General features: G+C 62.4%; 16 protein-coding genes. 9 read left to right on the top strand and 7 right to left on the bottom strand.

Annotated features, from left to right (window positions below; all coding sequences use genetic code 11):
- Positions 1 to 6: 6 nt before the first annotated feature.
- Positions 7 to 1,020: a 2-hydroxyacid dehydrogenase gene (locus IEW17_RS03015; protein ID WP_188560542.1), complete on the bottom strand. Its 1,014-nt coding sequence runs from the start codon at positions 1,018 to 1,020 to the stop codon at positions 7 to 9.
- A 239-nt stretch (positions 1,021 to 1,259) separates the two neighbouring features.
- Here IEW17_RS03015 and IEW17_RS03010 point away from each other — a divergent pair, with 239 nt between their 5' ends.
- Positions 1,260 to 2,084 (top strand): universal stress protein, encoded by an 825-nt coding sequence (locus IEW17_RS03010; RefSeq protein WP_188560541.1) that lies wholly within the window; start codon positions 1,260 to 1,262, stop codon positions 2,082 to 2,084.
- 108 nt (positions 2,085 to 2,192) lie between these two features.
- Positions 2,193 to 2,747, top strand: a complete 555-nt coding sequence (locus IEW17_RS03005; RefSeq protein ID WP_188560540.1) for a hypothetical protein — start codon at positions 2,193 to 2,195, stop codon at positions 2,745 to 2,747.
- Positions 2,748 to 2,854: 107 nt separating this feature from the next.
- Here the strand turns inward: IEW17_RS03005 and IEW17_RS03000 are convergent, their stop codons facing one another.
- On the bottom strand, positions 2,855 to 3,322 hold the full coding sequence (locus IEW17_RS03000) for an energy transducer TonB (RefSeq protein ID WP_188560539.1): 468 nt from the start codon (positions 3,320 to 3,322) through the stop codon (positions 2,855 to 2,857).
- A 193-nt stretch (positions 3,323 to 3,515) separates the two neighbouring features.
- Here IEW17_RS03000 and IEW17_RS02995 point away from each other — a divergent pair, with 193 nt between their 5' ends.
- The 3 genes from IEW17_RS02995 (at position 3,516) to IEW17_RS02985 (ending at position 9,869) form a co-directional block, all read left to right on the top strand.
- Positions 3,516 to 3,815, top strand: coding sequence for a hypothetical protein (locus IEW17_RS02995; protein ID WP_188560538.1), 300 nt, complete (start codon positions 3,516 to 3,518; stop codon positions 3,813 to 3,815).
- A 464-nt stretch (positions 3,816 to 4,279) separates the two neighbouring features.
- Positions 4,280 to 7,123 (top strand): S8 family peptidase, encoded by a 2,844-nt coding sequence (locus tag IEW17_RS02990; RefSeq protein ID WP_188560537.1) that lies wholly within the window; start codon positions 4,280 to 4,282, stop codon positions 7,121 to 7,123.
- Positions 7,124 to 7,283: 160 nt separating this feature from the next.
- Positions 7,284 to 9,869, top strand: a complete 2,586-nt coding sequence (locus IEW17_RS02985; RefSeq protein WP_188560536.1) for a T9SS type A sorting domain-containing protein — start codon at positions 7,284 to 7,286, stop codon at positions 9,867 to 9,869.
- Between the two features lie 235 nt (positions 9,870 to 10,104).
- Here the strand turns inward: IEW17_RS02985 and IEW17_RS02980 are convergent, their stop codons facing one another.
- Both IEW17_RS02980 and IEW17_RS02975 read right to left on the bottom strand, forming a co-directional pair.
- Positions 10,105 to 11,451, bottom strand: a complete 1,347-nt coding sequence (locus tag IEW17_RS02980; RefSeq protein ID WP_188560535.1) for a Y-family DNA polymerase — start codon at positions 11,449 to 11,451, stop codon at positions 10,105 to 10,107.
- A 108-nt stretch (positions 11,452 to 11,559) separates the two neighbouring features.
- Positions 11,560 to 12,018, bottom strand: a complete 459-nt coding sequence (locus IEW17_RS02975; RefSeq protein WP_188560665.1) for a LexA family protein — start codon at positions 12,016 to 12,018, stop codon at positions 11,560 to 11,562.
- A gap of 232 nt (positions 12,019 to 12,250) precedes the next feature.
- Between IEW17_RS02975 and IEW17_RS02970 the strand changes: the two genes are divergently transcribed.
- Entirely contained in the window at positions 12,251 to 12,499 is a 249-nt protein-coding gene (locus IEW17_RS02970) for a hypothetical protein (protein WP_188560534.1), read from the top strand.
- A gap of 90 nt (positions 12,500 to 12,589) precedes the next feature.
- Here IEW17_RS02970 and IEW17_RS02965 read toward each other — a convergent pair whose 3' ends face one another.
- Positions 12,590 to 13,279: a TIGR02117 family protein gene (locus IEW17_RS02965; RefSeq protein ID WP_188560533.1), complete on the bottom strand. Its 690-nt coding sequence runs from the start codon at positions 13,277 to 13,279 to the stop codon at positions 12,590 to 12,592.
- Positions 13,280 to 13,576: 297 nt separating this feature from the next.
- On the opposite strand from IEW17_RS02965, the gene IEW17_RS02960 reads away from it, so the two are divergent.
- Genes IEW17_RS02960 through IEW17_RS02950 form a run of 3 tightly spaced genes read left to right on the top strand, consistent with a single transcriptional unit; the run spans position 13,577 to position 16,435 of the window.
- Entirely contained in the window at positions 13,577 to 15,172 is a 1,596-nt protein-coding gene (locus tag IEW17_RS02960) for a MutS-related protein (protein WP_188560532.1), read from the top strand.
- Positions 15,173 to 15,206: 34 nt separating this feature from the next.
- Positions 15,207 to 15,638, top strand: coding sequence for a hypothetical protein (locus IEW17_RS02955; protein ID WP_229748779.1), 432 nt, complete (start codon positions 15,207 to 15,209; stop codon positions 15,636 to 15,638).
- A gap of 53 nt (positions 15,639 to 15,691) precedes the next feature.
- A complete protein-coding gene (locus IEW17_RS02950; RefSeq protein ID WP_188560531.1) occupies positions 15,692 to 16,435 on the top strand; it encodes an EcsC family protein in 744 nt (247 codons plus the stop codon).
- Between the two features lie 274 nt (positions 16,436 to 16,709).
- Here IEW17_RS02950 and IEW17_RS02945 read toward each other — a convergent pair whose 3' ends face one another.
- Positions 16,710 to 17,357, bottom strand: a complete 648-nt coding sequence (locus IEW17_RS02945) for a hypothetical protein (protein ID WP_188560530.1) — start codon at positions 17,355 to 17,357, stop codon at positions 16,710 to 16,712.
- A gap of 102 nt (positions 17,358 to 17,459) precedes the next feature.
- Positions 17,460 to 19,739: an aconitate hydratase gene (locus IEW17_RS02940; protein WP_188560529.1), complete on the bottom strand. Its 2,280-nt coding sequence runs from the start codon at positions 19,737 to 19,739 to the stop codon at positions 17,460 to 17,462.
- Positions 19,740 to 19,869 lie beyond the last annotated feature (130 nt).

Genomic DNA, 19,869 nt, shown 5'->3' with positions numbered 1-19,869 from the left:
GTTTGTTTATGCGGACACAGGGCTAGGGCTGGCCGTTAGCTCGTGCTCGGCGGGCTTACTTTGGGCCCAGGCGTCGAGGCTGGCGATGGTGGTGGCGGCAATACTGGCTAGGGCTTCGCGAGTGAGAAAAGCCTGGTGGGCAGTAATCAGCACGTTGGGCTGGGCCAGCAGCTCGGTCAGGAGCGAATCGGTGGCCGGCTGCTGCGAATGGTCTTCGAAATAAAGGCCCTTTTCGTACTCGTACACATCGAGGCCGAGGTAGCCCAGCTGGCCGGCTTGCAAAGCGGCCAGTGCGGCGCGGGTATCGAGCAGTCCGCCCCGACCAGTGTTGATAATCATGGCTCCGGGCTTGCAGCGGGCCAGCATATCGGGCCCCAGCATGTAGTGCGTGGCGGGCGTGAGGGGCGCGTGCAGGCTGATAATGTCGGCCTCGGCGCAGAGCGCGGCCAAAGAAAGGTAACGCATGCCGTAGCGCTCAGTCAGCTCGGGGTTGGGCTGGATATCCTGACCCAGCAGCTTGCAGCCGAAGCCGTGCAGAATGCGCGCCAGCACCGCGCCAATGCGCCCGCAACCTACCAGGCCCACGGTTTTGCCGTGCAGGTTGAAGCCCACCAGCTCATCGAGGCGAAAGTCGGCGCGGTGCAGCAGGGGCTGGCTGCGCAGCAGCTGGCGGTTGAGGGCCAGCATGAGGGCCACGGCGTGCTCGGCAATGGCGTGGGGCGAGTATTCGGGCACGTTAGCCACTTGTAAGCCCAGGCGTTGGGCGGCGGCAAGGTCCACCTGGTCGTGGCCGGCGGCGCGCACGGCCACGTAGCGGATACCCAGCGCGTGCAGGGCCTCCAGCACGGGTGCAGAGGCATCGTCGTTGGCAAAAATGGCCACGGCCTGGCTGCCCTGGGCCAGGTTGGCGGTGGCCAGGCTCAGGGCCGGGAGCTGCAGGTGAAGCTCGTGGCGGCCTTGCGCGGCCTCCAGCAGAAACGGGTGTTCGTACTGATGGGCACTAAAAACGGTTACTTGCATACAATGGATTATGCAGTGGGCGGCCCTAAAAACAGGCCAAATAAAGAACTGATATTACGCCGTGTGTTGCTGGCGCACGTCAGTGCGCAACGTCACCAAAGGATATTACAAGATTACGGTCCCAACCAGGCCCGACACATGACCAAAATCATGCGCTGGGCTTACTTTTAGCATGTTCCTACTGGCCGGCGGTTCCGTGTTTTGCCAGCGTTTTCACCCCCTTTTCTTTTCGCGTGCCCATGGCCGTTTCCCTGCTCATTCTCACCGATTTCTTTCAAGCGGCCAACCGCGCCCTCGACTACGCCACCAACCTGGCCCTGCCGCTCAGGGCCCGGCTGGTGCTGCTGCACGTGCGCCGCGATTCGGTGCTCGACCCGGAGATGTTCACCGGCCGTCTTTCCAACCTGAGCCAGCAGGCCATCAATCTGGCTCTGAACCACGTGGCGCAGGACTTTCCCGTGCCCGTGGTGGCTGAAATAGGCCACGGCCAGGTTTCGTTTGCCGTGGCCGATGCCGTGAGCCGCCACCATCCGGCCCTCATCGTGCTGGGCCGGCCCGACGAGTCGTCGGTGCCCGATGAGCTGGTCCAAACCACTTCGCTCGACATCCTGCGCACCTCCCCCTACCCCATGCTGGTGGTGCCGCACACGGTGGTGCGGGGCACCCTGCCCCGGCGCGTACTGCTGGCCGTCGATGGCGAAGCCTTCAGTCTGGGTGAGCACGCGGGTACCGTCCGGCAGCTGTTCACGGCCCTCGGGGCCGAATTGACGGTGCTCTACGTAGCCCCCGCCGGTCCCAATGCGGAGGCCGAAGCCGCGGCGGCGCTGGTCACCGTGCAGCAAACGGGCCTCACGGTGGGCCTGCCAGCCGCGCAGGTCCGCGCCGTGGCCAGCGACCACCCCGCCGAAGGCATTTTGAAAACGGCAAAAGCCGCCGATTTCGATATGGTGATGGTTATTGCCCGCCCCCGCAGCTTCCTGGGTAAGCTGTTTCACCGCAGCGTAACGGCTCAGGTGCTGCTGCACAGTACCCTGCCCGTGCTGGTAGTGCCCGCCACTGAATAGCGGCGGCCGGAAAGCGGAGCGTCATCAAGTCATTGACAATTCAACATTTGACATTTGACCATTTGGCTTTGGAGCCAGTCGGACGCAGTCCCTACCTTCGGCTCCCTCATGCCTGCTCTCCCGCCCGAACTCCGCAAAGCCCTGTTTCAACTACCCGAAAAGGAGAAGGACCAGCTTTTGGCCCGCCTCGTGGCCCAGGACACGGTGCTGACCGAACAGCTGGCTTTCCGGCTACTGGAAGGCCCGGCAGCGCTCGAAAATCGGCGCACCAGCCTGCGCGCCCAAGTCGACGACCCGGTGCGCGGCTTCCACCAAACGCCCAACGACCTGCTCGTGATTCTGCGGCAGCTGCAGGCGCGGCTGGCTTACCACGCCCGCATCACCGGCGATGCCTTTGGCGAAATTGAGCTGAGCTGGCGCTTGCTGGCCAACGTATTCCGGCACCAGGCCGAAGTCACGGCCCGGCTGCACGGCCCCACCCAGCCGCTGCTCCAGCACCTCACCAAGCGCACCCACGAGGCCCTGAAACAAACCGCCCGCCTGCACGAAGACTACCATCTGGAGCTGGCCGAAACGGCCAACACCGTGCTGGCCGCGCTCTGGCAGTCCGGCGCCGCGCCGCTGGCCCGGGAGCTAGGGTTGCCGAAGAGTTTTGAGAGCTGAGGATTGAGGGCTGAGGGTTGAGTGAGGAACAAGAACTTTCGAACCAGTGGTCCTTGCTCCCCGCTCAACATTCAATCCTTAAGGCTCAACCTTCCTTGAGCGTAGCGTTACAGCGCCCGAAATGCGATGGGCATGGTTAGGGAGACCCACACGGGCTGGCCTTGGATTTTGCCGGGCGTCCACCAAGGCATGAGGCGCACGAGGCGCAGGGCCTCTTCGTCGAGGCCGGAGCCGAGGCCGCGTACCACGCGAGGGTCGCGCAGGTGGCCTTCGGGGTCTACGGTAAAGGTGATGAATACCTTGCCCGAGAGGCGCTTATCGAGGGCGGCGGCGGGGTAGTTGAGCCGGCTGCTCAAAAATTTGAGCAGGGCGGCATCGCCGCCCGGGAAGGTGGGCATCTCATCGGCAGTGAAGTAAATAGTGGGCACTGCGACGGGCGCGGCCGATGGCAGCAGCAGCGGAGCGACCCGACCGCCGCCATCGGCCACGGGCAAAGCAGCGATGGAGGCCGTCTGGGCCCAAACCGGACCGGCAGCTACGGCCAACAGACCAGCAGATAGTAAATAACGGAGCATAGACTAATCCGGGTGAAGTTGCTGATAACAAAGCTACCAGCCTACCCAAAGGCGCAGGTTTGCCGAGTATTATGGTTCTGTTGCGCTTATGTTGGTAATATGGCGGCGATTGGCGGCGCAACATTGCTGGAATCCTTTCCGAGCCAACCGCAGTACAATAGCCTACACTTTTCTGCTGCTTTTCTCCACCACCATGTCCACGTACTCCTCCGATTCTTCGCGCACGCCGCAACTCTCCGAAACCCTGTTACGACAGGCCCTCGATGAGCTCGACGCCAAAATCAAGACCCTGCACAACCGCTCCCACGCCACGGTGGCCGGCTCACCCAACACCTACGAGGCCCACGCCACGGCCCTCGAAGCCAAGCGCGCCCAGCTAGCCGAGCAGCTGGCCCAGGCCCCCGCGCCCGCCACCGGCCCCGCGCCCAGCGTGTGGTCCCAAATCCAGCGCGGCATCGAAACCCTACGCCACGACGTGCGGGAGCTGCTGTGAACCATGGCCCTTAGAGTAATTCTCCGGTTAGTGTACGCGGTAGAAACGCACCATTATGCGTCTCGTCGTTGCGGACGTTTTTTATGCTCGTCCCGAAGTAGGTTGCGAAAAAAGTCCGCTTAAAGTGCTAAACTTATTTTATGGAAGGGCGCTTGACGGCGGCCGAGCGGGCGCAACGACAGCAGCGGCAGAAGCAGCGGCACGATAATCAGGGTCGCCCCGCTGGGGCTGAAAAAACGAAGCGCGCGTAAGTCCTGGGTGAGTTACCACAAGCCGTTGGCTTGGCCTTTGGGGCTCGCTGGCCGACTGGCCCGGCTGCTTGGGCGTGGTTTTTGCCACGACCGGCAGTCCGGTTTGGCCAGCAATTACGTAAACGGGTATCTTTACTTAGTGGCGTTACGTGCGCAAGCAACACACTACGTAACATTAGTTATTTACTTGATTAATATTTATCCTACTGCCTGATGAGAAACGTGTTACGCTTACTCTATTTTGTACTGTTTGCAGGGATTACGGGTACGGCCCTGGCTGCTCCCGCGCCGCCTAGCATCCCCGGCCAACTGGTGTTCAAGCTGCGCCCCGGCCAGCAGCCCGCCGCGCTCGAAGCGGCCCTGCGCACGCTGGAGGTGGGCAGCCCGCGCCAGAAATTCCCGCACGCGCAGGCTCCGAGCGCCGAAAGACCGGGCAGCGTGGACCTGCGCGGCATCTATCAGCTTACCATGCCCGCGGCGCTAACCCTGGACCGGGCCCGCGCCGTGCTGCTGGCCACCGACGCAGTGGAGTACGTGGAGCCGCTTTACATCCGCCAGCCCCAGTACCAGCCCAACGACCCCTTGGCCGACTCCACCCTGACCAGCCTCACGGCCAGCCAGTATTACCTCAAGCAGATTAAGGCCTACCGGGCCTGGGACGTAACGCGCGGCGACAGCTCCATCGTTATCGGCATCACCGATGGCGGGGTGCGCCTCACCCACCAGGATTTGCGTCAACAGGTTAAGCACAACTATGCCGACCCCGTGAACGGCCGCGACGACGACGGCGACGGGTACGTGGACAACTTCACGGGCTGGGACCTGGCCAACAACGACAACAATGCCGGCTACGATATCAACATCGTGCACGGCTCATTGGTAGCGGGCGTGGCCGCCGCCCGCGCCGACAACGGCCTCGGCATTGCCGGCCTGGGCAACAAGTGCCGCTTTCTGCCCCTCAACATTTACCCCAACACGCCCACCGGCAGCTTTGCCGGCTTCGAGGCCGTGGTGTATGCCGCCGACCACGGCTGCCAGGTCATCAACATGAGCTGGGGCGGACCGGGCGGCTACTCACGCTTCGAGCAGGACGCCATGACCTACGCCGCCGTGAACCGCAACGCCGTGCTGGTGGCCGCCGCCGGCAACACCAACGCCGACCTGCTCTTCTACCCCGCTTCCTACGACCACGTGCTGTCGGTATCGGGCGTGAGCAGCACCGACCAGAAAAGCCCCTCCGCCACCTTCAGCCACCGCGTGGATATGGTGGCTCCGGGCCTGAGCATCCTCACCACTTACGGCTACCACGGCCCCACCAGCAGCGGCGCGGCCGATGCCGACTACGTGGCCGTGGGCGGCACCTCGTTTGCCGCGCCGCTGGTGGCGGCGGCGGCGGCGCTGCTGCGCTGGCAGTTTCCGCAGTTCACCGCGGCCCAAATAGGCGCCCAGCTGCGCCAAACCGCCGATAATATCGACGGCCTGCCCGCCAATGCCGTTTGGGCCGGCCGCCTGGGTACGGGCCGGCTCAACGTGCTGCGCGCCCTCACCCAAACCCGCCAGGAAGCCCGCGTGACCACCAGCACTTTCGCCCCGGCCCGCGTCGCCTACGCCCCCGGCGATACCCTGCGGCTGGCCGTGGCCGTGCAAAACCTCTTGCAGCCGGTGGCCGGCCTCACGGTTACGCTCACCTCGCTCTCGCCCTACGTCACGGTGCGGCAGGGCAGCTTTGCGGCGGGGAACCTGCCCACGCTGGGCCAGACTAATAACGCCGCCGCGCCCTTCCGGCTAGTGGTAGCTACCGGCGGCATTCCCCTCAATGCCACGGCCACGCTGCGCTACCGCCTCACGGCCAGCGGCGGCTTTCAGTACGACCAGTACGTGGACCTGGCGCTGAATCCCGACTACGTAGTGCTCGGCGCCAACGACCTGACCATAAGCCTCACCAGCCGCGGTAATCTGGCCTACGACAACCTGGCCGGCACCGTGGGCGCGGGCCTGAGCTACCGCACCAACGACAATATTCTGAGCGAGGGCGGCCTGCTGCTGGCCACCAGCCCCACCCGCGTATCTGACCGCCTGCGCAGCAGTGGCGGACGGTCGCGGCAGTCGTTTTTCAGCCTGCGCCAGGCCACCCGCCAGCAGCCCGGCCCCCGCGCCGACCAGGAAGCCCGCATTGCCTTCCAGGACACGATTCCGGTGGCGGGCAGCCGCATCCGGAGCGTGGGTGTGGCCGTGCGCCAGCGGGCCTACGCCTGGGCCACGCCCGCCCGTCGCGATTTCGTGGTGCTGGAATACTCCCTCAAAAACCTCACTGCCGATACCCTCAAGCCACTTTACGCCGGCATCTTCGCTGACTGGGACTTGCCCACCCCCGACGGGGCCGGCCGTAACGCCGCCAACTGGGACAGCACCCGCGCCTTGGGCTACTGCTACGCGCTGAACGTGCCGGCTACCGGTTCCTTCCCCGCCCGCTACGCCGGTGTGCGGCTGCTGCGCGGCGGTACCCCAACGGTGTACTCCATCAATAGCGGCGCGCCCGCTGGCAGCCCCATTCGCCTGGCCGACGGTTTCTCCGTGGCCGAAAAATTCCTGACATTAAGCAGCGGAACCAGACGAGCCAACCGCAGCGCCGGCCTACCCAACGGCGCCGATGTGGTGCAGGTGGTGGGCACCCAAGTAGCCAGGCTAGCCCCCGGCGACTCCGTGACCGTAGCATTTGCCGTGCTGGCCGCGCCCACGCTGGCGCAGCTGCAGGCCTCGGCCGATGCCGCTATGCTCAGCTACACCACGCTGCTGCCCACGCAGGGGGCCGGGAAGTCGACGGCCGACTTCAAGGTGTACCCCAACCCCACCGCCGGACCGTTGCGGCTGGAGGTACCGGCCGCCTTTGGGCTGACGGAAATTCAACTTATTGACGCGATGGGCCGGGTGGTGCGGCATCAGTTCGTGAGCGGACGCCAGGCAGATGCCAACCTGTTTGGCCTGGCGCCCGGCTGGTATACCATCCGAGCCATTGGAACGAATGGGGTTTTGCGCCGGGCGCTGCAACTACAGTAACGCAGCAGTCAAGTGCTTTGCATTCAGCACATCTGACTCGGTTCGCACCCGGTGGCCTGGTCATGACGGCAGTAAAGATTGCGGACTACATTTACCATATGTTCACTCTTTCAGCCGAATAGCTGGTTCACCATTTTCTCACTTTCATTCTCATTCGTTCATGAAACACACTTTTACCCTTTTCTTCACGGCACTTATTCTGCTTTTATTTGGTGGATTCGCCCATCTTCAGGCCCAGACCCTGGACCCTACCTTTCAGGCCACCGTCCTCAAAACCGTTTCGCCCGTTTCCCGGCAGAACACGCCCCGCGTGGTAGTGGTGCAGCCCGATGGTAAGGTACTGGCCGCCGGCTCCTTCGATTTTGCGAACGGCACGCTGGCCGGCAAAATCCAGCGCCTGAACGCCGACGGCACCACCGACGCCAACTTTACCACCGGCGCGGGCGCCAACGGTTTTATTGCCGCCTTGGCGTTGCAGTCCGATGGCAAAATCCTGATTGGCGGCGGCTTTGCAGCCTATAACGGCACCCCCGTGATGAACGTGGCCCGGCTAAACGCCAACGGCACCCTCGACCCCTCCTTTGTGCCGGTGGGCATCACCTCTGCCCGGCAGATTACGAGCCTGGCCCTGCAATCCGACGGTAAAATCCTGGTGGGTAGCGTGGCGAGCTTGGGTGGCATCGCCAACCCTGGCATCACGCGCCTCAACTCCAATGGCACGGCGGACGCGACCTTCAACGTGGGGTCTGGAGCCACCGCAACCGGCCTGGTCATCGTATGGAGCGTGTTGGTGCAGGACGACGGCAAGATTCTGGTTGGCGGGCTGTTCAGCGCGTTTAATGGCCAATCCGCTGCCAACCTGGTGCGCCTGAACCCCACCGGCAGCCTGGATGGCAGCTTCGCCCCGGGTACCGGGCCCGACCTGGCGGTGCGCGCCCTGGGCCAGCAAACCGATGGTAAAATTCTGATTGGCGGTGCCTTTGCCACCTTCGATGGGCAGCCAGCTGTGCGCTTGGCCCGCTTGCTGGCCACGGGCGGGCTGGACCCGACTTTCACCACGGCCACCGGGGCCAACCAACAGGTGCTGAGCCTGCTGGTGCAGGCCAACGGCAGCGTGGTCGTCGGGGGCCAGTTCACCCAGTACAGCGGGCAAGTGCGCAACGGCGTGGCCCGGGTGCTTAGCACCGGGGCGCTTGATGCCGGCTTTGCCACCGGCACGGGCACGGGAACCGCCAAACTGGTGGCTTCGCTGGCGCAAACCGCTGCCGGCCAAGTGCTGGTCGCAGGGGATTTTTCGCAGTATGACGGCAACCCGAAAACCGGGCTGGTACGGCTCACCGCCGCCGGTGCCAACGACCCCGCGTTCGCTTTCACGGCCGAAGAACGGGGCTTTATCGGCTTTGCCGCGCCGTTGTCCAACGGGCAGTTGCTGGTCAGCGGCAGCTTCACGGAGTTTAACGGCGGTGCGGCTCCTGGCTTGAGTAGCACCGTGCGCCGCCTCAACGCCAACGGCAGCCTGGACCCTTCCTACACCACCACGGCTGGCTCGGTGTACGGCGCTCAGCCCGATGGCACGTTTTATTCGCTGATTTCGACTGCCGTATCAGGAGGGCAACAGTTCTCTATACAGCGCATACTGCCTTCAGGGCTCGTTGACAATTCCTTTACGAGCCTGACGTTTGGCGCGCCCGCGACCGTCCCGGGCACCTCTCCGGGCGCCGCTCCTTTTCAGAACTTGACCGTGCAACCCGATGGGCGAGTTCTGGTTTACGGCAATTTCGCGGCATACGGCAGCGTGGCCCGCAATGGCATTGCCCGGCTCAATGCCAATGGGACCATCGATACGCAGTTTAACCCGCCTGCCGGCATGGGGCCCCGCGTTGTCATCAACGCCTTGGTGCAGCCCACCGGCAAAATCGTCATTCGTTACTCGGAAAGTGGCCCAGGGTCCCAGCCCGGCTTCTTGCTGGCCCGGCTGAACGCTGATGGCACGCCGGATAACACCTTTTCCGTGGGCACGGGCGCTGGGCCGAACGACTTCTACACGATGCTTATGCAGCCCGACGGCAAGCTGCTGCTCAGCAGCAACCCACTCCTGAGCACATTAACCACCTTCAACGGGCAGGCTACGCCGTTTGGTGCCGTGCGGCTGGGCGTGAACGGTGCCATTGACAACACCTTCAACGGCCTGTCCGCCAACTATGCTTTCCGCTTGGTGCAGCCTGATGGCCGCATCCTGGCTTTCGCAGGCAGCGGCCGGGGTAGCAACGCCCTGGTGCGCCTGAACACCGATGGCAGCCTGGACAATGCGTTTGCGACGGTGAGTATCCCACTGGCCATTTTTATCGGCGACGACGTGGCGAGCAACATCGTGCTGCAACCTGCCGATAGCAAAATTATCGTGTTTGGCAGCTTCCGCACCGTGGCCGGGCAGGTGCGCCTCGGCCTGGCCCGCCTCACCAACCCCAACGTGGGCCTGGCCACCCGCGCCGCCGCCGCGGCCCTGCCGCTGGAAGTGTACCCCAACCCCACCAGCCAGCGCCTGACCGTGGTCCTACCGGCAGCAGCATCGCCGCTCCAGGCCACGCTGCTCGACCTCACCGGCCGGCCGGTGCGCCGCTGGACTCTGCCTGCCCACCAGCCCCAGGCCAACCTCGACCTGAGCACGGTAGCTGCCGGCGTGTACATGCTGCGCATCCCCGGCGCGGCCGGAGTGTACCAGCAAAAAGTAGCGGTGACGCACTAAGCAGTCGCGCATAAGTAACCGTAGTCAATCAAAAAGAACGTCATTCCGAGCTTGCCGAGGAATCTCGCCGGAGTCATACGCGCCGCCCACTGGCGCGAGCGAGATTCCTCGGCAAGCTCGGAATGACGTTCTTCTTTATCCGGTTACTTATGCGTGGGCACTTAACAGCCGCTGCTTGCGCCCCAGGGCCGCTGCCCCGTCGGGGGCAGCGGCCTTTTTGGTTTTGGCGGGTTGCTCAAATACCCAGCTGCACTGTCCACAAGTCGTTCCAATCGGTGGTGTAGCACGGCGAGCGGTGCGCTGAGCGGCCCGCCCAGGCAGCGGCTTGGGGCTGGCCGGGCGCGTCCTTGGCCACGCCGGTGGCGGCCAGCCGCACCAGCTGCCGCCCAAAGCGGGCGTTCAGCGCGTCGAGCGTCGTCATGAGTTTGTCCCGGCGCGGCTGGTTCTGGTCCGCAGCGTCCGGGAACAGGCCTACTTGCCCCCGCCCGGCTGGCTCCAGGCCGCTGAGCAGGATTCCGGCGCGGTGGTAGGCCGTGCCCGGCCGCTGCAGCCGGCGCAGGCCACAAAGGGCCGCCTGGGTAAGCCGGCTCACGTCGCTGCTCGCGGCGGCCAGGCTCACTACGGCGGTGTGCGTGTTGGGGCCGGCGGTAGCGGCAAACCGATTGGTCCCCAGCACCACCGTTATCAGGTGGGCGGCCAGGCCCTGGCGGCGCAGCTTTTCGGCGGCTTTGGCGGCAAAGGTGGCCACGGCTTCGGCCAGCACGGCGGCATCGTGCTGGGGCCGGCCAAACGACCGGGTGCAGGTGACGCTGTGGCGGCCCGTAGCGCTTGGCAGCAGCTGGTCGCCCTCCTCGTCCCACTCGGTGGGGTTCCATTCCAGGCAGGGCTGGCCGTGCAGCTCGCGCCACAGCCGTTGGCCCACCACGCCGCCCAGGTGGCGGCGCAGCCAGTGCTCGGGCAAGGCGGCCAGGGCTGCACCGGTGGTGATGTTCATTTCCAGCAGCTTTCGGGCGTAGCGGCGGCCCACACCCCAGATATCGGCTACGGGCGTTTGGGCGAGAGCGGCTTCCCACTGCTCGGGCGTGGCCAGCACCAGCACGCCGGTGGTATCCTGCCGGCGGGCCAGGCGGTTGGCCAGCTTGGCCAGGGTTTTGGTGGGCGCAATGCCCACGCAGATGGGAATACCCGTGTGCTGACGCACCGTGCTTCGCACCCGGATACCGTAGGCCAGCAAGTCGGGTACCAGCAGGTGCATCCCCGAAAAGTCCAGAAATGCCTCGTCAATGGAATATATTTCTACCCCCGCCGCGAAGTTACTCAGCACCTGCACTACGCGCCGGCTCATGTCGCCATACAAGGCATAATTCGAAGAAAAAACACGCACCTTATGCTGCTCCAGCAGTGGGCGCACCAAGTGGTAGGGTTCGCCCATTTTCAGCCCCAGTGCCTTGGCTTCGTCGGAACGCGAAATCAGACAGCCATCATTATTCGAGAGCACAACCACCGGGTGGCCGGCTAGCTGCGGCGCAAACACCCGCTCGCAGGACACGTAAAAATTGTTGCAGTCGACAAGGGCGTACATGGCGTGAGACCGTGAGTTGGGCGAGAAATTATAACCTTTCGGCCAGTTATAGAAATTAAATAAGTTATATATTATACTTTTACAAAACTTTCAGCCGCCTCTGGTTGATTACCTTGTTTCAATCATCTGCGAATCACCCAGCGAATGAATAACGTGCGTCACCACTCCCCATACCGTCAGGCCCGCCTCGGGGTCGATGGGCAGCGGCGGGTAGCGGGCATTTTCAGCCACCAGCCAGGGCTGCCCGGCCCGCAGCTGCAGGCGCTTGAGGGTGTGCTCGCCTTCTACTACGGCCACCACGATGCTGCCGTGGCGGGCACGCAGCGCGCGGTCCACAGCCACGAGGTCGCCGGGGTGAATGCCGGCCCCGGTCATCGAGTCGCCGCTGACCCGAGCCAGGAAGGTAGAGGCCGGGTTGCGGAACAGGTGGCGCGTGAGGTCGAAGGGGCCGTCGAAGTGGTCGTCGGCGGGCGAAGGGAAGCCAGCCGGCACCGCGCAGCCGAACAACGGGAGTTCCGTTTTGCTAAATCCAGGAGCCGCAATAAAATCGTAAACTGATGCAATCATCACAATATTCGAACTTTTCAGCAACATCGCTGAAACTGCTAATTACTAAATAAGTTAGCATATTGTTCTCCATCGCAGTTCACAACGGATTTGTTTAGCTAAAATATACTGAATCTATTTCTTGGTATAGTGATGTAATTATCCGTACTTAAACGGTGTTAAACCCCTAAAAAGCCTAAATAATATACGTTCTAATTTTTTTTAAACTCCCGTAAAATTAGTATCTTTGAGTATGTCAAAAGTCAAACTACCTACGCCGCTGCCCTTGCAGCAATTTGCCCGTTGCGTGAACGACGCGCATCGCCCGGCCGACTACGTTGGCGATTGGCCCGAAGCGGGCCGCGTGTATGCCGTGCGGGTGTTGCCCCACGTGCGCACCGGCCAGCTGCAGGTACACGTGCTCGGTTTTTACGCCGAACGGCCCTATGGGGCCTTCGCCGCCCACCGCTTCGAAGAAGTGGCAGACGTCTGGCTTAATTAGGCGGCCCGGTTTCCGGCCCGATGGTTTCATCCCTTATGGCCCCGTTGGCTTCGCAGCCGGCGGGGCCAGTTTGCGTCCGGGGCTCGCCCGCTAGCGGCCGTAGATGCGGAAGATGCCCTTGTCGGAGGGCGTCCAGAGACAGGCCCGTTGGCCGCTGGCTTTCAGGGCGTCGTTGGTCCAGGTGTTGCAGGTGTAGAGGAAGCTGTAGACGCGGTAGGCCTCGTAGAAAGCATCATCGGGGCCGTAGCTGTGGCCGGCGATGTGCTGCACGTCGCCGGCCGCATCCAGTTTGAAACTGGCCTGGATGTAAGCAATCAGGCGGGCGTATTCGGCTTGGCTGAGCTGGAGGGGAATGGTTTCGGGGCCGGCCTCCAGGCTATGGAAATACGTGGTGTGCATGGCGGCTGTGCCCAGCCAGAAAGCCGCCTTGAAAGCGGTGCTGAACCTGAGGTCGGCCCAGTGAGGCGTGTCGAGGTAGAAGCCCTTATCGCCCCAGCCGAAGGCGATGTAGCGCATGGTGCTGTCCCGCGACGGGATGTTGGCGAAGGGCAGCTGCAGGCTCCAGTCAATCTGGCTGGTTTTGATGGGCAGCACGATGTCGGTGTGCACGCCGTTGGTGTGTAGGAAAACAGTTACATCGGCGGGCGCATTGGGCTGGGTTTTGGCCACCGGAATGGCGGATAACACCAGCGCCGCACCCACATATAGCCCCGCGACGCCTACGATGGAACCGACTGTGTAACCCGTGATTTTTAGTGTTTTGCGAAGCGTAATCGACATAAATCAGTGACAGGAATCTAGAAGGTCATTCTGCAGCCCAGTGATGAGCAGCAGGCAAAATACGGAAGAAAGCCAACTCAGGTCGGGATGGCTGTCGGTCACGAGAATTCCAGCCAATTGGCCGCGCAGGTTTTTGCCGGAAATCCGCTGTGAACAGGTCAGACATCGGCACCGTGACGCGCGGGCACTTCTCCATCAGCAGTGATGACGGTAAGCGAAAACTATTGAGGGCAGTCACCGCCCGTACTTTTGCCCCGCCCCCGGCCCGCAAGTTGCTGGGCTGGCCCTCCCCTATCCATGTGGACTTCAACTTCCAAGCGGCTGGCGGCCCTCGATGCCGAATGGCAGCAGCCGTCGCCGCGCTTCCGCAACTTCCCGCTCATTGCCCGCTACCACGCGGCCGAGCAGACTGCGCCCGCCTACCACCGCCTCGACGACCAAACCTGGGCCGACCTGAACGGCGAGGAGCTGTTTACGCTGCTCGACGGCACGGTGAGCCGGGTGGGCCAACAATGCCTTTACCACCGCCTACGCAGCCCGCTGGCCGATGCCAACGCCCTGCGCGAATTTGATGAGGCTGCCACCTTCTTTGCCGAACAGCCCGCGCCGCGCGGCCGGGCGCTGCTGGCCCTCAGCCGCCTCACCTCCACCGAGGCCTACTACCTGCCCGACCTGCTGGCCGGCACCGCCCTGCCCGCCCTGGCCTGGACGGCGGCCGCTCCGGCGCTGGTGCTGCTGCTGCTGGCTACCGTAGTGGGCGGCTTCTGGCAGCCGGCATTGTGGCTGCTCACAGCGCTGCTGTTTCTGGGGCACACGGTGCTGCACTTTGGGTACCGGGGGCGCGTGGTGGCCGGCATGCGGCCCATGCTGCAGCTGGGCAGCCTGCACCGCGCCGGGCGCGATTTAAGCCGGCTGGACTTGCCGGTGGCCCCCTTGCGCAACCTGACGGAGCCCCTGCAACGGCTGGAAGCTATTGTGGGCAAGGTGGCCTTTTTGCAAGTCGAGGGCCAGCTGCAGTCAGACATTGCGGCCCTGCCGTGGCTGCTGCTGCAATACCTAAAGATTGTGCTGCTGCTCGATTTTATTGTGTACCACAACTGCCGGCGCGACGTGCAGCTGCACGCCGGAGCCATCCGGGCCGTGTATGAGGCCGTGGGGTACACCGATTGCGCCGTGGCGGTGGCCAGCTTTCGCGCGCGGCACCCGCACTGCACGCCCCGGTTTGCCACCGAAGGCACCGGGCTGCACCTCACGGCGGCCTACAACCCGCTGGTGCCGGGCTGCGTGCCGAATGATTTGGCCGTTGATGGCCAGGGCATCCTGCTCACAGGCTCGAATATGTCGGGCAAAACCACGTTCATGCGCACCATTGGCCTCAATGCGCTGCTGGCCCAGACCATTGCCACCTGTCCGGCCACGGCTTACATCGCTCCGTTTCGGCGGGTAGTATCCAGCATCAACCTTGCCGACAGCCTACCCGAGGGCAAGAGCTACTATTTTGCCGAGGCGGAAGCCGTGCTCCGCTTCATCCGAGCGGCTGAGGCCGGTGGCGGTGGCTACCTGTTTATTCTGGATGAGCTGTTCAAGGGCACCAACACGGTGGAGCGCATCGCGGCTACGCAGGCCGTGCTGGCCTATTTGCAGCCGCGCAGCCTGGTGGTGGCTTCTACGCACGACGGCGAGCTGGGCGCACTGCTCCACCCCGCTTTCACCGAATACCACTTTTCCGAAACCGTGACCGAGGCCGACTGGTATTTCGACTACCTGCTCAAGCCCGGCCCGCTCACCACCCGCAACGCCATTCGCCTGCTGGCCCGCGCCGGCTACCCAGCGGCCATTGTGCAGCAGGCGCTGGCCCTGAGCCGCACGCTCGATGCAGAAGCGGGAAAGTAGGAATGTAGACAGGCCAGCGCTTATTTTTGAGCTAATGCCAACACCCCAGCCTACATCCCAGCTTACATCCCAGGAAGCTTACTCCGCCCCCGCTTCTTTCCGAAAGCTGGAAAACCTGCACATCCTGTTCTGGCTGGTGAAGGATATTAGCTGGTGCATGATTTGGCGGCCGCTGGGCCTGCTGATGGTGGTGCCCACGCTGGGCATTGCGCTGGTTATTGCCTGGCGCACCCGCGCCAACACGTCGGAGCGGGCTCACAACCTGGCCATCGTGTTCTGGATAACGGCCAACTCCTACTGGATGACCAGCGAGTTTTTTAACTTCGATGCCGTGCAGGTCTTGCCCCACGTCACGAGCAAGCAGCTGGCACTCGTGCCGTTTTTGATTGGCCTGAGCATTCTGGCGTATTATTATCTGGTCCAGAAGCCCCGCGAAACGTCAGATTCTCCAGCCGCTGCGGTGTAGCCGGCGGGGCCGACTGCGTAGCTTCGGGCGCGCATCTTACCCCCGCCCAATCTATGTCTTCGGAAGAACAGCAAGCCCGCACCGAACTCCACGCCTGGCAACAGCAGATGCAACGGCCGCCCTCGCTGCTGAACCGCTTCGCCCGCCGGGTCCAAATCCGCCTCAACGCCTTGTTGCCCGAGCGCGTGCACCAGACCATCACCGCCGCCATCAAACAGATGGTACGCGGCGTGCTCTTTGGGTCTAAATACATCACGGGCAAGCCGCTGGCCGATGCCTCGTTTGCGCAGCGCGAAGCCGCCGTGCGCAGCCACATTCGCAACTACCGCACCATGGCCACCGCCGAAGGGGCCGTGACCGGCGCGGGCGGCTTCCTGCTCGGCCTCGCCGATTTCCCGCTGCTGCTCAGCCTCAAGCTCAAGCTGCTCTTCGACACGGCCGCCCGCTACGGCTACGACGTGCACGACTACACCGAGCGGCTCTACCTGCTCCACGTTTTCCAACTCGCCTTCAGCAGCCAGCACGCCCGCAACGAAACCTACCGCCGCCTCGCCGACTGGGACACCTACCGCCTTACCCTGCCCCTCGACCCCAACGAGTTTGATTGGCGCACCTTCCAACAAGAGTACCGCGACTACATCGACCTCGCCAAAATGGCCCAGCTCGTGCCCGTCATCGGGGCCGCCGTGGGCGCGGTGGCCAACTACAAGCTCATGGAGCAGCTCGGCGATACGGCCATAAACTGCTACCGCATGCGGCACTTCGCGGCCGAAGAAGCGCGGCAGCTACCCCAGTAACTCCTTGCTTTCACGACTGGCCTGCGAGGCTGGCGCGAGTTTAGCGCAGCGTAACTCGTGACTTATCATTTGGGCGAGGCTGTGCCTCGCACTGGAACGACGTACCCAAGCACTCTTGCCGTGTGGACTCACACCTTGCCGCTACGTAGCAGTGGAGGCACAGCCTCCACGTCATGAATAGTCACGAGTTACGCTTCGCTAAACTCGCGCCAGTCAAGGCGCATAACAACCGGCTAAAATCTTTGACCATTTCCTATTCGGAAACAAGTCTAATCTATTTCTTTATTTTTTCAAGCTTTAACGTTTCAATATTTTCACTGCTTAGCATGGTGGCTATGTCATGAATAGGCCCAATAGAGAGCACAATAGGGCCTACAAATTTTCCCTGTTTTATCAGAAATCTGAATTCGTTCTGATAGCTAAATGAATCAGGTTTTTTGAATAATGACCATTTACCCTTGTATGTACTTATACTTTGATATTCGATAGGACTTAATAATATTTTTTTTCCCAATTTTGAGGCAGCTTTCTTTATTCGTTTTACAAACTCAATAACATCAAAAACGATTAGGCAACTATCTCCAAAGTCCTTACACTTAATGTCAATTTTAATTTCACTCAAATCATCCATATATGGCAAGTAATACATTGAGTAGATGTTTCCTATGGGAAAATTACTGTGAATATTAATTTTCCCTGAGTCTGCTTTAGCAACTACCAGTCCATCAATTGAAATATCAATATCAATGATGTCTTCTACGGAAATCAAGGCTTCATGCCCATCCCCTCTGAGCCCTCCATCTTCGGTTTTGGCAAACTGACTCACATGATTCATGTATATAGTACCATTATCAAGCAGGTCTTGTACATGAGCTTTTTGCCCAAATTTGATTAACCCAAGCAAAGAAAATTTTGCGCGCATTGCAATTCATTTAATACACTGCAAGTAAACAAATTAAGATACAAAGACGGCCGCCCCAGAAACTGAGGCGGCCGTCTTTACTAAAACTGGAAGCAGGTGGTGTTACACCAACTGCCCGGCTTCCTTCAGCCGAATCAGGTTCAGCGCCGAGCCGGCCTTGAACCACTCGATTTGGCCTTCGTTGTACGTGTGGTTCAACGTAATCAGGTCGGTGTCGCCGTCGATGTGGTGCAGACGGGCCTGCAGGGGCTGGCCGGGCGCAAAATCGGTCAGGCCGAGGATGTCGATGGTGTCGGCTTCCTCGATGAGGTCGTAGTCGGCCTTGTTAGCGAAGGTGAGGCCGAGCATGCCCTGCTTCTTCAAGTTGGTTTCGTGGATGCGGGCGAAGCTCTTCACAATCACGGCGCGCACGCCGAGGTGGCGGGGCTCCATGGCGGCGTGCTCACGCGAGCTGCCTTCGCCGTAGTTCTCGTCACCGATTACCACGGTGCCGATGCCCATGCTCTTGTAGCTGCGGGCCGACTGCGGCACGGTGTTGTAGCCGTCGCCCTGCACCGCGAAATTGCGCACCGAGTTGGTCTCGCCGTTGAAGGCGTTGGTCGCCCCAATGAGCATGTTGTTGGAGATGTTGTCCAGGTGGCCGCGGTACTTCAGCCACGGGCCGGCCATCGAGATGTGGTCGGTGGTGCACTTGCCCTGGGCCTTGATGAGCAGGCGCAGGCCCTTGAGGTCAATGCCTTCCCAGGCCTTGAAGGGCTCAAGGAGTTCGAGACGGTCGGAGGCTTCGCTCACCAGCACCTGCACACCGCTGCCATCGGCGGCGGGCGCCTGGAAGCCGGCATCCTCCACGGCGAAGCCCATTGGGGGCATTTCCAGGCCGCTGGGCTCGTCGAACTTCACGGGGCCGTTGGTGCCGGGCAGCGTGTCGGTGAGGGGGTTGAAGGTCAGGTCGCCGGCGATGGCGAAGGCCGTCACGATTTCGGGCGAGGCCACGAAGGCGTGGGTGTTCGGGTTACCGTCGTTGCGCTTGGCAAAGTTGCGGTTGAAGCTCGTGATAATGGAGTTCCGGCGCTTGGGGTCGTCGGTGTGGCGGGCCCACTGGCCGATGCACGGGCCGCAGGCGTTAGCCAGCACCACGCCGCCCATGTCGGCGAAGGTGTCGAGCAGGCCGTCGCGGGCCACGGTGTAGCGCACCAACTCCGAGCCGGGCGTGATGGTAAACTCGGCCGCCACCTTCAGGCCCTTGTCCACCGCCTGCTTGGCGATGCTGGCGGCGCGGGTGATGTCCTCGTAGCTCGAATTGGTGCAGGAGCCGATGAGGCCAACCTCCAGCTTCTCGGGCCAGCCGTGCTCCTTCACGGCCGCGGCAAACTGCGAGATGGGCCAAGCGGCGTCCGGCGTGAACGGGCCGTTCACGTAGGGCTCCAGCGTGTTCAGGTCGATTTCGATGAGCTGGTCGTAGTAGCGCTCGGGCTGGGTGTACACCTCGTCGTCGGCGCGCAGGTGGGCGCGTACCGCCGATGCCGCGTCAGCGATTTCGGCCCGGCCGGTGCCGCGCAGGTAGTCGCCCATCTTCTCATCGTAGGCAAACACCGACGTAGTGGCCCCAATTTCAGCCCCCATGTTGCAGATGGTGCCCTTGCCGGTGGCGCTCAGGCTTTCCGCGCCCTCACCGAAGTACTCTACGATGGCACCGGTGCCGCCCTTCACGGTCAGGATGCCGGCTACTTTCAGGATTACATCCTTGGCCGACGTCCAGCCGCTCATCTTGCCGGTCAGCTTCACGCCGATGACTTTGGGGAATTTCAACTCCCAGGCCATGCCGGCCATCACGTCCACCGCGTCGGCGCCGCCCACGCCGATGGCTACCATGCCCAGGCCGCCCGCGTTGGGGGTGTGCGAGTCGGTGCCAATCATCATGCCGCCGGGGAAGGCGTAGTTTTCGAGCACCACCTGGTGGATAATGCCCGCGCCGGGCTTCCAGAAACCGATGCCGTACTTATTGGAAACCGAGGCCAGGAAGTCGTACACTTCCTTGTTTTCGGTGTTGGCTTCGGCCAGGTCGGCGTTAGCGCCGTCTTTGGCCTGAATCAGGTGGTCGCAATGCACCGTGCTGGGCACGGCAGCCGTGGCCCGGCCGGCCTGCATGAACTGGAGCAGGGCCATTTGGGCGGTGGCATCCTGCATGGCCACGCGGTCGGGGGCGAAATCGACGTAGGAAACGCCGCGCTCGTAGGCCTGCTTTACTTCGCCGCCGTAGAGGTGGGCGTAGAGGATTTTCTCGGTGAGGGTGAGCGGGCGCGCCACGGCGGCGCGGGCCGCCTCGATGCGGGAACCCATGCCGGCGTACACCGCGCGAATCATTTCCAGGTCGAAAGCCATAGGATGCGTATAAAAAAGAGTGGTTGTGCAAATGTAGCACCGGCAGCAAGTTGGACCTAGCCCAAATGCGCGGTTGCGGGTTTAACGTTGGATTGGCGAGTGGCGTTTTGGGGCGTGGCGCGGGCGTTGG

The organism is Hymenobacter frigidus (assembly GCF_014640435.1).
Classification (GTDB): domain Bacteria; phylum Bacteroidota; class Bacteroidia; order Cytophagales; family Hymenobacteraceae; genus Hymenobacter; species Hymenobacter frigidus.
This window is presented reverse-complemented; position numbering and strand designations above follow the sequence as displayed.